Annotated in this window: 11 protein-coding genes and 2 other annotated features; of the genes, 7 read left to right on the top strand and 4 right to left on the bottom strand. The window is 39.6% G+C overall.

Going from position 1 to position 13,799, the window contains the following annotated elements; all coding sequences use genetic code 11:
• The first annotated feature begins 158 nt into the window (after positions 1-158).
• Positions 159-440, top strand: a complete 282-nt coding sequence (locus WFH04_RS00790) for an AbrB/MazE/SpoVT family DNA-binding domain-containing protein (RefSeq protein ID WP_336822138.1) — start codon at positions 159-161, stop codon at positions 438-440.
• Positions 441-456: 16 nt separating this feature from the next.
• Positions 457-1,173, top strand: a complete 717-nt coding sequence (locus WFH04_RS00785; protein ID WP_336822137.1) for a glycerophosphodiester phosphodiesterase — start codon at positions 457-459, stop codon at positions 1,171-1,173.
• Positions 1,174-1,217: 44 nt separating this feature from the next.
• On the opposite strand, the gene WFH04_RS00780 is transcribed toward WFH04_RS00785, so the two are convergent.
• Positions 1,218-1,535 (bottom strand): thioredoxin family protein, encoded by a 318-nt coding sequence (locus tag WFH04_RS00780; protein ID WP_336822136.1) that lies wholly within the window; start codon positions 1,533-1,535, stop codon positions 1,218-1,220.
• Positions 1,536-1,651: 116 nt separating this feature from the next.
• Between WFH04_RS00780 and WFH04_RS00775 the strand changes: the two genes are divergently transcribed.
• On the top strand, positions 1,652-2,629 hold the full coding sequence (locus WFH04_RS00775) for a M23 family metallopeptidase (RefSeq protein WP_381481592.1): 978 nt from the start codon (positions 1,652-1,654) through the stop codon (positions 2,627-2,629).
• 304 nt (positions 2,630-2,933) lie between these two features.
• Here the strand turns inward: WFH04_RS00775 and WFH04_RS00770 are convergent, their stop codons facing one another.
• On the bottom strand, positions 2,934-5,000 hold the full coding sequence (locus WFH04_RS00770) for a prolyl oligopeptidase family serine peptidase (RefSeq protein WP_336822135.1): 2,067 nt from the start codon (positions 4,998-5,000) through the stop codon (positions 2,934-2,936).
• Positions 5,001-5,113: 113 nt separating this feature from the next.
• A complete protein-coding gene (locus WFH04_RS00765) occupies positions 5,114-5,626 on the bottom strand; it encodes a DUF3231 family protein (protein WP_336822134.1) in 513 nt (170 codons plus the stop codon).
• 144 nt (positions 5,627-5,770) lie between these two features.
• Positions 5,771-5,976, top strand: a binding site (T-box leader).
• A 198-nt stretch (positions 5,977-6,174) separates the two neighbouring features.
• Positions 6,175-6,401, top strand: a binding site (T-box leader).
• 56 nt (positions 6,402-6,457) lie between these two features.
• Between WFH04_RS00765 and WFH04_RS00760 the strand changes: the two genes are divergently transcribed.
• The gene (locus WFH04_RS00760; protein WP_336822133.1) at positions 6,458-7,636 is read left to right on the top strand and encodes a pyridoxal-phosphate-dependent aminotransferase family protein; all 1,179 of its coding nucleotides are present in this window, start codon (positions 6,458-6,460) and stop codon (positions 7,634-7,636) included.
• Positions 7,618-9,204, top strand: coding sequence for a phosphoglycerate dehydrogenase (gene serA / locus WFH04_RS00755; protein WP_336822132.1), 1,587 nt, complete (start codon positions 7,618-7,620; stop codon positions 9,202-9,204). Before WFH04_RS00760 ends, serA begins: the two co-directional genes overlap by 19 nt.
• A gap of 11 nt (positions 9,205-9,215) precedes the next feature.
• Here the strand turns inward: serA and WFH04_RS00750 are convergent, their stop codons facing one another.
• Positions 9,216-10,013, bottom strand: a complete 798-nt coding sequence (locus WFH04_RS00750; RefSeq protein ID WP_336822131.1) for an HAD family hydrolase — start codon at positions 10,011-10,013, stop codon at positions 9,216-9,218.
• Positions 10,014-10,140: 127 nt separating this feature from the next.
• Between WFH04_RS00750 and thpR the strand changes: the two genes are divergently transcribed.
• Together thpR and WFH04_RS00740 are read left to right on the top strand one after the other, a co-directional pair.
• On the top strand, positions 10,141-10,683 hold the full coding sequence (gene thpR, locus WFH04_RS00745; RefSeq protein ID WP_336822130.1) for an RNA 2',3'-cyclic phosphodiesterase: 543 nt from the start codon (positions 10,141-10,143) through the stop codon (positions 10,681-10,683).
• A gap of 19 nt (positions 10,684-10,702) precedes the next feature.
• Positions 10,703-13,768, top strand: coding sequence for a hybrid sensor histidine kinase/response regulator (locus WFH04_RS00740; RefSeq protein ID WP_336822129.1), 3,066 nt, complete (start codon positions 10,703-10,705; stop codon positions 13,766-13,768).
• The last annotated feature ends 31 nt before the right edge of the window (positions 13,769-13,799 follow it).

The following is a 13,799-nucleotide window of genomic DNA, read 5'->3' as shown; positions in this document are numbered from 1 at the left end:
TACTAATCAAATACTTTCAATGAGTATGAAGTTTTAAAACCTTTATAAAAGGAATAGTATAAATAGGAAAAATAAATATATACTATTCTATATTTTGTATCTTTTATAAAACTTTAGTATACTTGATTACAAGAAAACCAAATGTGAGGGAGGATATTATGCGAAGTTTAGGGATTGTAAGGAAAATCGATCACTTAGGACGTATCGTTATTCCTAAAGAACTTAGAAATACGTTAAAGTTAGAGAAAGGTGCACCAATGGAAATATTCGTTGATGACGATATGATTGTGTTAAGAAAATATGTTGTAGATGAAGCTTGTATCGTCACTGGTGAAATTACTCCTGAAAACAAACGGCTTTCTAATGGCATGTATATCAGTCCTAAAGGTGCGGAAATCTTAAAAAAAGAAATCGCAGAAAAGAAAGAGCAATGGAAATGATCGAGGGGGAGCATTGATGGATATTTTCGCCCATCGGGGTGCTTCAGGCAATTTTCCCGAAAATACGATTGCCGCTTTTAAAGAAGCGGCGCGCCTTCCAGTGAGAGGTGTAGAATTCGATGTTCATATGACATTTGATGGACAACTTGTTGTCATCCATGATGAATCGATAGATCGAACATCGAATGGATCGGGGTTCATTAAAGATTTAACTTTATCCGAGCTAAAAGAATTTGACTTTGGCAGTTGGTTTTCCCCTGATTTCAGCGGTGAAAAAATCCCAACCCTTCCCGAAGTATTAGATGTATTTTCACGAACGGAACATTTGCTTAATATTGAGCTAAAATCGGATATTTTCCCTTATGATGGCATGGTAGAAAAAGTATTGGACATTATTCAAGAAAGGGGAATTGAATCGAGAGTGATTCTTTCTTCCTTCGATCATAGCGCAATCCAAACAGCTAAAAATTTAATGCCACAAATCGAAACGGGAGCACTTGTTATGGAAGTGTTAGTGAATCCACTTTCCTATTTACAACAAATACCGGCAGATGCTTTTCATCTTCTCTTTCCGACTGCACTTCGACCATCTATGCAAGAAATAATCAAACAGCAAGTGCCTATTCGGGCTTTTACAGTGAATGATCCAGAACATGCCGCTCTATTAAAAGAAGCAAAAGTGCAAGCGATTTTTACCGATTTCCCGGAGGAAATGGTTTCATTTTTTCCATAAAAAAAGATATCGATCCACAATAGACTGGATCGATATCTTTTTAATTATGCTGAGCAACTGTCAATAAACGATTCAATTTCCTCTTTCGTTTTACGATCCTTGCTTACAAATCTTCCTGCCTCTTCCCCATTATGGAAAGCGATAAAGCTTGGAATTCCGAAAATGTCCATCTCCTGACAAATTTCAATAAATTCATCTCGATCGACATAAATAAATTCATATTCCGGATAATCCGCTTCGATTTGAGGTAGAATCGGTTCGATGACACGGCAATCTGGACACCAATCCGCCGAAAACATAAAAATAGTTCTTTCCTCATTTTTCAATTGCTCAAATTGCTCTTTCGATTGCAACTTCTCCATTCCTATCAGCTCCTTCTTTCTTTACCTAAGTTCATTCTATCTCTTTCTCCCTGAAGGTACAATTCATGAAATTTGCAAAACGGGGAAACATAGTGAATGAAAAAGGAGGGTTTCTCTTGAGCCGCCATTGTATATACATCTCTATTATCATTATGTTTGTATTATTTTTTATGCCTTCTGTCTCCTCTTCGCAAGAATTGACTCAAGAGGAAATTTACGACCAACGCATGGCGCTTTATTTTCAATTCGCTGATGAAATAGTGCCATGGTATCATTTAGCTGCCATTGACCAATACGAACGGAATATCCAGCAAGTACGGAACGATCTTCCGAAGAAAGATGGATTAATTGCCATCCTATTTTCAGATGAATATTGGAGAGGAGCATTGAACCCTCATCTCAAGGATACCGACCCTGACTCCATTGCATTTTTCGGAGGACATGGCGTAGATGGAAACGGAGATGGAGTCGCTGATTTCAATCAACCTGAAGATGTATTAATGACAATGGCTAATCATTTGCGCCAGTTCGGCCCATCAGAAAACGAATTCAAAGCTGCTTTATGGCAATATTACAAACGTGAAGATACAGTCAAACAAATTTACACAATCGCTCAGTTGTATGAGCATTTTGAAACAATCAACTTGGATGAACATACATTTCCAATAGCTAAAGGCCATCATTACACATACCGTGGAACATGGGGTTCAAGCCGCGGCTGGGGCGGCAGAAGAATTCACGAAGGTACAGATATTTTCGCCGGCTATGGCGTTCCCGTATTGTCCACTTCATACGGTGTCATTGAAATTATGGGCTGGAACGATTATGGCGGTTGGCGCATCGGTATCCGGGACAACCATAATACGTATCATTACTTTGCCCACTTGGCGTATTATGATAAAGGAATAAAAGAAGGCGATATCGTCGAACCAGGCACACTCATCGGCTTCGTCGGCAGTTCTGGCTACGGAAAAGAAGGCACATCTGGAAAATTCCCTCCACACCTCCATTACGGCATGTATAAATACAACGGGCGAATCGAATGGTCATTTGATCCTTACCCATCATTGCGTATATGGGAAAGAAATCGATAACAACATGTGGGGCAATAACTATAGAGCAGATGGAAACTTGAAGTTAGGACAGTAAATGCATAACTCGCACAGCTGTTCTATTACTGGCGCAGGCTACTCACTTACTGGCGTGACTGCTTGATTTACTGGTGCATTAGAGCCGTTTATTGACGTGTTTTACAGCATTACTGGCTTAGGTCGGTTGTTTACTGGCACGTACTGCATTCGAACAGCGCGGGACACTCACTTACTTTGCACGAGAACGGTTTATTAACGTAATGATAGTATAGACTTACAAGAACCTAAACAAAACAGGCTACCTTCATCATTGGTAGCCTGTTTCTATGTCAAATTTGTTATTCAATGTTTTATTCAAGAAAGTATAAACATCCGTCAGTTCTTCGATGATTTTAACGGTCGGTTTACCGAGCCCGTGGCCTGCATTTTTTTCGACGCGCAATAAAATTGGATTGTCACCAATGTGAGCTTCCTGCAATGTCGCAGCAAATTTTTTCGCATGCAATGGGACAACTCGATCATCTGTATCAGCAGTTGTAATAAGTGTTGGCGGATAGGCCGTTCCGTTTTTCACATTATGCAATGGAGAATATTTGTACATAAACTCAAAATGCTCCGGATTCTCTTCTGCATTGCCATAGTCCGTTACCCAATATCTCCCGACCGTGAATTTATGGTAGCGCAACATATCCGTAACCGGCACTTGACATACTGCGGCTCCATACAAGTCTGGACGCTGCGTCATGCATGCACCGACCAACAGTCCACCGTTGCTGCCTCCCATAATGGCAAGCTTCGCTGTTTTCGTATAGTTTTTCGCAATTAACCACTCAGCAGCTGCAATAAAATCATCGAATACATTTTGTTTGTTTTCCAATGTTCCAGCTTTATACCATTCTTCTCCAAACTCACCGCCGCCGCGTAAATTAGCAACCGCGTAAATGCCTCCCTGTTCAATCCATAATCGTTGTGCCGGTGAAAATGATGGAGTCAAACTCACATTAAAGCCTCCATAGCCATAAAGAAGCACCGGGTTTTCCCCGTTCAATTGCAGTCCTTTTCGGCATGTGAGGAACATCGGAATTTTTGTTCCGTCTTTCGATGGATAAAACACTTGAATTGTTTCATAATCAGTTGTATCGAACAACTCCACTTGCTCAAAGATTGTTTGCAAATTACTATTTTCAAAGGAATATTTTGCAATCGTAAGAGGGGTCAAATACGACGTATAGCCGATGTACATTACATCTTCCTCTTTTTTTCCTGTAACATTCGAAATCGATATAAAATCCGGTAATGGAACTTCGTTTAGAAGTTTTCCAGTTGTTGAAAATACTTTTAATTTATAATACGCATTGTGCAAATAACAGACGACAAATTGGTTGTTAATCATCTTCGCGAATGAAAGAACGTCTTCTTGCTCGCTAATTACATCTTTCCAATTTTCTTTTTCAGGATGATCCAAATGAACAGCAATGATCTTCTCTTTTGGTGCGTCATGATTCGTCACAAAATAGAAAGTCTTACCGTCATTTCCTATAAAACTATATTCCCCATCATCTTTTGCAAGCAAATGGATGAATTCGCCGCCTTCTATCAAATCTTTATAATAAATGCGGCTCTTATTTTCCGTCCCTTTCCACACTGTTAATAGTAAATATCGATAGTCATCCGAATAGGAAGGATTGAACGACAATTCCTTGTTTTTAGGGTCTTCGTATATTAATGAATCATCATCTTGTGAAGTACCGACTTTATGATAGTAGACTTTATTATAATTGCTTTCATCTCCTGCAGAAACAGTGCCCGGCTCGGGAAAACGGTTATAATAAAATCCGGTTCCTTCCTCATTCCATGCGATGCTGCTAAACTTGCACCAACGGAGAAGATCAGGTTCATCCACCATCGTCTCCAAATTTTTAACGCGTATTTCCTGCCAGTCGCTTCCGTTCAACGAAATTCCATACGCCAAACGCCTTCCGTCTTTTGTGAAGGAGAGATTTGTAATCGCAGCAGTTCCTTCTTCATTTATCGTATTTGGATCTAAGACCGTTTCTAAATCCTCTGATTCAAGATCCTTCGTCCGATAAAATACGGCTTGGTTTTGAAGGCCATCATTTTTATGAAAATAGTAGTATTCACCCTCTTTATGCGGCACTGAATACTTTGGATAATTCCAGAGGCTTGTTAGCTTCTCTTTTATTTGCTCCCTTTGTTCATATGACGATAAAAATTCTTTTGTAACAGCATTTTGCTCATCTACCCACTGCTTGACTTTCTCATCATTCGGATTTTCCAGCCATCGATATGGATCTGCTACTTCAGTTCCATGAAAATTTTCGATTGTTACCTCTTCATTTGTTCGTACCCCCATAATACTCCCCCTCCGCCTAACTATTATACAATTGCCATTTTACCATACAATTCCGAAGTTTCACATCTCGAATAAAAAACAGCCGGCAAATTCTTACCGACTGTTCCTCTGTTTTAATCCTTCTTTTGTGGTTCCATATGCAATGGAGGCGGGATCACCCAGCCCTTTTCTTTGTTCATATTCAACAACTTCATTCCAAACGCCAATTTGTCAGTTAAAAACTTGCCAAACATCATCGCTATATCTTCGCGAATGCTTTGACCAATCACTTGGCTACAAGATACGAGTCCTTGCCCGACATTGATCGAAACTGCAGCTGAAATTTCAGGATCCATGAACCTCGCACCCATCGGAATATCCTCTGCACTTGCCTTGCCACGTTCCGGCAGCGATGGTGGAGGTGTTATCCCATTTTCCTTTAATACTCTTTGCACTTCCTTGTTTTCAGCTTTCATCGTATCAACAGCTTCTTTCAACAAGTCGATCAGATCTTTGTCCCCTGCATGGTTAATGAATGCTTCATACCCACTAATCATGCCATTATTCGCTCCAACATATGCCCAGCAGCCAATTACTTCTCCATAATGCAACGGCTCTTCTTTAGGGTTGCCATTTAAAATACCCATTTTGTTCTCCTCTTTTCCATGTATCTTTACTTGCCAATTTTATTTTGTGATGAAAGTCGATTTTTATGTATGAAATAAAAAATATTTAATTTAGTGATTGACTTATTGTAAAAAACGTGTATCATACTATATAATATTTTTTAATTAACTACGATGAAGAAGACAATCTTTTCAAATGGAATGTTAAGAGAGCTGATGGGTGGTGAAAATCAGTCGTTTCTTTGGAAAGCAGCACTTCCGAGTAGGTGATCAGAACTTGAAGTATGATCATCCGCTTCATGCACGTTACGCATCAATGAAGGCTGTTTTACAGCAAAAAAGGGTGGCACCGCGTGTTTTTCGCCCCTTGCTTTTTTAGGCGAGGAGTGAAAAGCTTTTTTATTCCATTATTTGGTAACGTATGTTTATTTATAAATGATGATTTTTGTTCGTTTTTGGATGGGTTTTCATAATAATTACTTTGAAATCTAATGTTTATTCAACGAAATACCGAACTATGCCATTGACAAACGTTTTATGTATGCTATGATAGTTGAAAATTCAATAAAGTATCTGTTGTGACGGAGATACGTTTTCCAATAAGGATTCTTCAGAGAGCTAATGGTTGGTGAAAATTAGCGTTTTCTATGGATTTCAGCACTCCCGAGCTGATAAGCTGAACTTTTTCAGTAGGCTTATCCGATTCATGCACGTTACGCATTTGAACGAAGACTGCGATTAATAGCAGTGAATGAGGGTGGCACCGCGTAAGCTTATCAAGCTTTTCGCCCCTTGCAACTTTTTGCAAGGGGATGAAAGGCTTTTTTTATTTTATTTTGAGGAGGAGATTTTATGTTATTCGATCAACAATTTTTACGCATTCCAGGACCAACGCCAATTCCACCAAGTGTGGAAAGAGCAATGAGCCAGCCGATGATTGGTCATCGCGGCATAGAAACTTCGGAATTACTGCAATCCATTAAACCTCGCCTGAATAAGGTGTTTGGCACTAAACAAGATGTACTTATTGTTGCAGGCAGCGGCACTGCAGGGCTTGAAGCGGCAGTTGTCAATTCTGTCCGTCCTCTCGATGAAGTGCTTGTCATCGTTACAGGCGCTTTCGGTGTGCGATTCGCTAAAATTTGTGAAGCATATGGGATTCATGTTCATCGTATGGATTATGAATGGGGCAAAGCTTTTAATCCGGAAGAAGTTACACGTTATTTGGAACAGTATCCGGAGATAAAAGTTGTCTTCGCTACCTATTGTGAGACATCGACTGGTGTGTTGAATCCGATCGATCAGTTAGGTGCGATCGTCAGGGAAGTGTCAGATGCACTCGTTATCGTAGACGGCGTTTCTTGTGTAGGAGGCGTTGAAACAAAAATGGATGAGTGGCAAATCGATATCGTTGTAACCGGTTCTCAAAAAGCATTTATGCTGCCTGCAGGGCTGACTTTCATCAGTGTTAGTGAACGTGCTTGGAATGTAATCGAATCAAATCCAAACCGTGGTTTTTATTTTGATCTCACTAAATATCAGAATAACTATGAAAAAGATACAACGCCGTTTACCCCTGCCATTTCTTTATTGTTTGGACTTGAACAAGTTTTGAACTTATTAGAAGCAGAAGGGCTGGAGGAAGTGTACGCACGCCATCAATTGATGATGGACATGACAAGAGCCGCTTTCCGTGCACTGAATATTCCACTTTTGACAGAAGATAAAGATGCTTCTCCGACTGTTACGGCAGTTCAGCCAGATGACTTTGACGCAGAGTTGTTCCGTAAAACGATCAAATCACAGTTTGGGCTTTCTGTTGCGGGAGGCCAAGAACATTTAAAAGGCAAAATTTTCAGAGTGGGTCATATGGGTTTTTGTTCGCCTGCCGATGTTCTTCAAACAATTGCCATGATGGAAATCGGCATGAATAGGATCGGCAAGGAAGTTCAATTAGGCGCAGGTGTAGCTGCGGCTCAGCAAATTTATGTAAAGAAAGGTCGGGAAAATAAATGCCAATTCAAGTTTTGATTAGCGATCCGCTCAGCGAAGACGGAATTTATCCGTTGCAGCAGGCTACAAATATCCAAATTGAAGTAGCGACTGGATTAAATGAGGATGCATTGCTTGAAAAAATAAAAGACTTCGATGCGCTCATCGTTAGAAGCCAAACACAGGTAACTCGGAAAGTAATCGAGGCAGCTGAAAAGCTAAAAATAATCGGCCGCGCAGGTGTCGGGGTTGACAATATTGACTTGGAAGCTGCTACAGAACACGGCATTATTGTCGTCAATGCACCCGATGGCAATACAAACTCAGCTGCAGAGCATACAATTGCGATGTTGACCGCTCTTGCAAGAAAAATCCCACAAGCTTTCAATGCATTGAAAAATGGCATATGGGATCGAAAAACATTCATCGGCGTTGAACTGAAAAATAAAACTTTAGGAATCATCGGGCTTGGACGAATCGGAGCAGAAGTCGCAGCGCGCGCAAAAGGGCAACGGATGAACGTCATTGCGTATGACCCATTTTTGACGAAAGAAAAAGCGCAGAAAATGGGCATCGATTTTGGAACAGTGGATGACGTCATACGTGCTGCCGACTTCATTACCGTCCATACACCTTTACTGAAAGAAACTAAGCATTTATTAAACAAAGAGGCATTTGCTGCAATGAAGGACGGTGTTCAAATTATCAACTGTGCACGCGGCGGCATCATTGACGAAGAGGCATTATACGATGCGATTGTTTCCGGCAAGGTAGCTGGCGCTGCGTTAGATGTTTTTGAAACAGAACCTTTTCTCGATCATAAATTGCTCACATTGCCGCAAGTAATTGCTACGCCGCATCTGGGGGCAAGCACTGTTGAAGCGCAAGAAAGTGTGGCGATTGATGTAAGCAATGATATCGTCGCATTTTTCAATGGCGATCCAGTACGCAATCCAGTCAACCTGCCATCTGTTTCAAAAGATGTTCTTTCAAAGATTGAGCCGTTCTTCGATCTATCCGAAAAATTGGGTGTTTTCTTATCAAGGATGACCAATGAAGCAGTTGAAGAAATCAATATTAAATACGCTGGGGAGCTTGCCAATTATGATGTCCGGGCTTTAACAAGAAATACAGTGAAAGGAATTTTGAAGCGAAATTTAGGGTCACACGTCAATGATGTCAATGCGAAATTCATGGCGGACCGTTTCGGAGTAAAAGTAAATGAACATAAAACAACGACCGCTAAAGGATTCCTGCATTTAATAACCGTTGAGTTACTAACGGCAACGACGACACACCGTGTTGCCGGAACTTTATTGAATGGGTTAGGCGCACGAATTGTTAAAGTGGATGATTATGTCGTTGATATCGTACCGGAAGGTCATTTGCTATATATTGAACATAAAGATCAGCCTGGTGCAATCGGAAAAGTAGGTACACTTTTAGCGATGGAAAACATTAATATTGCAACAATGCAAGTCGGCCGATCAGCTGCCGGCGGCGATGCCATTATGATGCTGACTGTCGATAATGTTGTGCAGCCCGAAGAAATTGAAAGGCTGATTGCATTGGAAGATATTTTTGCGGTAAAAGCGATTGATTTGTAAAATTAGAGGCCTCAATGATGGCCTCTAATTTTTTCGATAATATCGAATAATTTCTCCAAATGATCGATCTCATATACCGGAATAATATCTGGATGCGGGCCATTCCCTTCCCGGTTAATCCATACAGTTTTTATATTGGTGCTTGCTGCCCCTAAAATATCCGTTAGTAAATTGTCTCCGACCATCAACGCCTCATTTGCTTTTGTGTCTGTCAATGAAAGCACGTGTTGAAAAATCGTTGCATCAGGCTTCCCGATGCCAAAGTCTCCTGAAATGATAATTTCGTCAAAATAGGTCGATAGTTCTGGTACAGCATCCAATTTGGTATATTGCAAAGAAGGTGCCCCATTCGTCAATAGCACTAATTGATATTTCCCTTTCAACCGATCCAGTACGGAAAACGTTTCATCATAGACGAACGGTGATTGCTTGCGATGTTCGATAAACCTTTTAGATAATTTTTCTCCTAATTCAGCATCACGAATGCCCAACTTCGCAAGTCCCTCTGTCCATGCAGAGCGTTGGTATTCAGAAATCATCGCATTCATTTTCTTAAAGCCTTCGCCAGCATCGTCAAACGTCCCCCATAGCCCTTCAAATGGATTTATGCCGATCATTTGTGTAAAAGCATATGTATCATACGTTGCATAAAGCTTCCTCGCCATTTCGCGCACTGCACTCTCCAAGCGAGTAGCTTCTACATCGATTTGCCCTTCTACTTCTTTACACGTTTTTTCAAATGCGGTTGCTACACTTTTTTTATCCCATAATAATGTATCATCCAAGTCAAAAATAATTGTCTTGACCATTTACGACCTCTCCCTTCAAATTTAATTATACACGAAATAAAATTCCGACTTTTAAAAATGAAAAGATGCTATAAAAGAGATACATTGGTTATAATGAAACCATTATCGAGCGAGGAGGCAAATCAGAATGAATCGTCATTTTTTTATCGGCATAAAAGCCCCGACAGCCATTGAAGAAACAGTTGTACAATTAAGAGAAAAGTATAAACTGCCACAATCCTATAAAGTCATCCCACATTTGGATGACCTCCATATTACCCTATTTTTTATCGGTGCACTTTCAGAAGACAGACTTCCCTCTTTGCAGTCAATGTTGCAAAGAACTGCAGAAAATCATGAAAGCTTCAATTTATTTGTTGATGGACTTTCTTATTTTGGTTTACCGAAAGATCCGCGGGTCGTCTACTGTTCGATCAGCCCATCCGATGAGCTATCCGATTTGCAACGAACAGTCGCCAGTAATGTGAAAGAAGCTGTCGGGTTGGAGGATAAAAAACCCTATACGCCACATATTACAATTGCGAAAAAACGGAAAAGTGACGTAGGTATTCAAATAGAGAAAGAAGCAATTGATATCGTTCAATTTCAAGTTGATCATTTTTCTTTATTTACAATTCATCCATCAAAAAATCCTAAGTATGAGGAAACGATCACTTTTCAGTTGAGATAATGTTGGGGGATTAAAAGCTTTGATTTCAAAAAATGATGTTCCTACTAAAAAAATCTTCTTTACAATAATCGGGTTCCTATTATGCATATTGTCATTGCGAATTGGGTGGTTTTTTTACTTCAATTCTCCTGACCACCAGATAGCCGAAAAAGGGATTGTTGATTTGCGCGGAGAAACATTAACAGAAAGAGAAACGATATCATTAAATGGTGAATGGGCGTTTTATCCTTCAGAATTCGTCATTGACAATCTATCTACTAACCGGTTAAACGAACAATATATAAAGGTGCCGATGAATTGGAAAAACGAACTACATCCACACAATCAAAATGCGTTAGGCTATGGCACATATACACTCAAAATCTTGCTGCCAGAACAGGAAGAAACGATTTATGGCATCCAATTAAAAAAAGTGGAAGCTTTCGCTAATATTTATGTCAATGGAATTTTACTAAATAAAGAGAATAATGCTGATCAACAACCGATCAAAAAAATAAAAAAGCAAGGTCCGATGACATACATTTTTTCAACAGACGAGAAAGAAATTGACTTAAGTATTCAAGTTTCCAACTTTGACAATAAAATTTCAGGCGGTTTGATCGATTCCATACACTTCGGTTTACAGCCAGCAATTGCAAAGGATACATCTTTTTCTCAAGCATTGCAATTGCTCGTCAGTATGATTTTTTTTATTCATAGCTTTTATGCAATCGCTATTTTCCTCATTGGAAAAGGGTACTATGAAAAAGAATTGCTCTATTTCAGTTTAATGCTTTTCCTCAATGGCTTTGTCATTTTAATAGACGATCATGTTTTATTGCATTTGCCGATCGAAAATGACCTTTACATTAAACTGCTCATTACGGTTCTCATCAGTCTATTGCTATCAACCTTACAACTCATTAATGCCCTTTTTAAAATAAAATCGAGGGTTTCAAACGTATTGGTCATTCTATTCATTCCATTATCAATTGTTTTATTGACAACTCCAGCACTTTATTCGTTACCGATGATAATGCTTTTAATTATTTATGCAGCGTTTATTGCCGTGCGGCTCATATTTCCCACTATTTCATCGATTCGAAAAGGAAATATTGACGGAGTGTTTATTTTGTTTTATCTGTTCTGTTTTATTTCAAATGGCGCTTGGGGTACTGCCATTAAAACGAGGGTAATTAATATTCCATATTATCCAGTCGACTATATTGTCTCAATAGTTGTCATTGCATTATTGCTTTTCAGGCGCCATATGCAAGTCGTTCGAGAAAATAGTGAGCAAAATAGTAAACTAGCAGAAGCAGATATCCAAAAGGATATTTTTTTAGCGAACACGTCACATGAGCTACGCAACCCTTTACACGGCATTTTAAATATCGCCCAGACGATGCTTGAAAATAAATCTTCCAATCTATCTAAGAAAGAGAAAGAGAATTTGGAACTGCTGCTTCAGATCGGAAATCGTATGGCCTTCACTTTAAATGATCTATTGGATTTAAGCAGATTGGATGAAGGTCGTGTTCAATTAAACAAAAAACCAGTCAATATTCAAAGTATCTCTTCGGGCGTCGTTGATATGATCCGTTTCATGAAAAACACTGACAAACTAAAGATTACAATCGATATACCGACAACGTTTCCGCCTGTTCAAGCGGACGAAGGAAGGATTGTCCAAATCCTTTTCAATTTACTGCATAATGCTGTTAAATTCACTGATGAAGGAAGCATTACAATACATGCCACTCATAATCAGAAAGAAGCGACTATTTTTATTTCCGATACAGGCATTGGAATGAGTCCGTATGATATGGAGCGCATTTTCAATCGTTATACGCATTCTGAAACGACAGGCCATGAAGGAATCGGACTCGGCTTAAATATTGTTAAACAATTAGTCGAGCTGCATGGCGGCAAAATTTCGGTTCAATCAGAAATCGGCAAAGGAACTACCTTCTCTTTCATATTGCCGTTATCTATCGGCGAAGCACCTTTAATTGAAGTGCAGCCGATTTCTCAACCAAAAAATTCTGTAGATAATAAAGTAAAGGGTGAAACAGAGGTTACAGCTGATCAAGTCAACTTATCAGGGAACATCCTAATTGTTGATGATGATCCGGTTAATCTGAAAGTGATTAGCAATATGCTGTCAGAACTGTATCACATCAAAACCGTAGAAAATGGAATAGAGGCTTTAAAACTGATTGAAAGCGGCAATTGGAATTTAGTCATCTCTGATGTTATGATGCCGCAAATGTCCGGCTATGAACTTTGCAAGGAAATCCGCAAGCAATTTACAATTGCCGAGCTTCCAATCTTGCTGCTGACGGCTCGCAACCAAGCAACGGATATTTACGCGGGTTTTCTTGCAGGAGCAAACGACTACGTAACTAAACCGGCAAATGCTCTTGAACTCAAAGCCCGTGTTCATGCTCTACTTACACAAAATCAAGCCATTCAAGAGCAATTCCGTTTGGAAGCAGCCTATTTGCAAGCTCAAATAAAGCCGCACTTCCTCTATAACACGTTAAACACGATTGCGTCATTAGGTGAAATGGATTCTTCCCGCATGACTGCGTTGCTGCATGAATTTGGAAACTATTTGCATAGAAGTTTCCATATGAACAATACAAACAGTCTAATTCCAATTGAAGATGAACTCGATCTCGTACGTTCCTATCTTTATATTGAAAAAGAAAGGTTTGGCAATCGGCTCAAAGTTGTTTATGATTTAGAAAATCTTTCAGACATTTTGATTCCGCCGCTTACGATCCAGACAATTGTTGAAAACGCCTTGAATCATGGCATTCTAAATAAACAAGAAGGCGGCACAGTTACAATTTCGGTCTCGAATTATGAAGACTACGATATCATTTCCATTAAAGATAACGGTATTGGAATGACAGCCGAAAAAATAGAGGAACTTCTATCAGGCTCAAACAAACATCAATATGGCATTGGTATTGGCAACGCCAATCGCCGACTTAAACAGCTATTCGGAAAAAGCATTCGAATTGAAAGCGAATTGCATAAAGGGACAATCGTTTCATTTCAAATCCCAAAACAACGCTCCGCTATCTTTGTTCAATAAACAAGAGACGAGGGAAAACTGTTTTACCTAA

The sequence above is a fragment of the Sporosarcina sp. USHLN248 genome, from assembly GCF_037144575.1.
Classification (GTDB): domain Bacteria; phylum Bacillota; class Bacilli; order Bacillales_A; family Planococcaceae; genus Sporosarcina; species Sporosarcina contaminans.
The sequence above is the reverse complement of the archived record's forward strand: the minus strand, read 5'-3'. Positions and strand labels throughout refer to the sequence as shown.

What these genes read in the sequence shown, in the direction of transcription:
- WFH04_RS00790 (WP_336822138.1), top strand. Translation starts at nt 159, where the DNA reads ATGCGAAGTTTAGGGATTGTAAGGAAAATCGATCACTTAGGACGTATC.
- WFH04_RS00785 (WP_336822137.1), top strand. Translation starts at nt 457, where the DNA reads ATGGATATTTTCGCCCATCGGGGTGCTTCAGGCAATTTTCCCGAAAAT.
- WFH04_RS00780 (WP_336822136.1), bottom strand. Translation starts at nt 1,535, where the DNA reads ATGGAGAAGTTGCAATCGAAAGAGCAATTTGAGCAATTGAAAAATGAG.
- WFH04_RS00770 (WP_336822135.1), bottom strand. Translation starts at nt 5,000, where the DNA reads ATGGGGGTACGAACAAATGAAGAGGTAACAATCGAAAATTTTCATGGA.
- WFH04_RS00765 (WP_336822134.1), bottom strand. Translation starts at nt 5,626, where the DNA reads ATGGGTATTTTAAATGGCAACCCTAAAGAAGAGCCGTTGCATTATGGA.
- WFH04_RS00760 (WP_336822133.1), top strand. Translation starts at nt 6,458, where the DNA reads ATGTTATTCGATCAACAATTTTTACGCATTCCAGGACCAACGCCAATT.
- serA (WP_336822132.1), top strand. Translation starts at nt 7,618, where the DNA reads ATGCCAATTCAAGTTTTGATTAGCGATCCGCTCAGCGAAGACGGAATT.
- WFH04_RS00750 (WP_336822131.1), bottom strand. Translation starts at nt 10,013, where the DNA reads ATGGTCAAGACAATTATTTTTGACTTGGATGATACATTATTATGGGAT.
- thpR (WP_336822130.1), top strand. Translation starts at nt 10,141, where the DNA reads ATGAATCGTCATTTTTTTATCGGCATAAAAGCCCCGACAGCCATTGAA.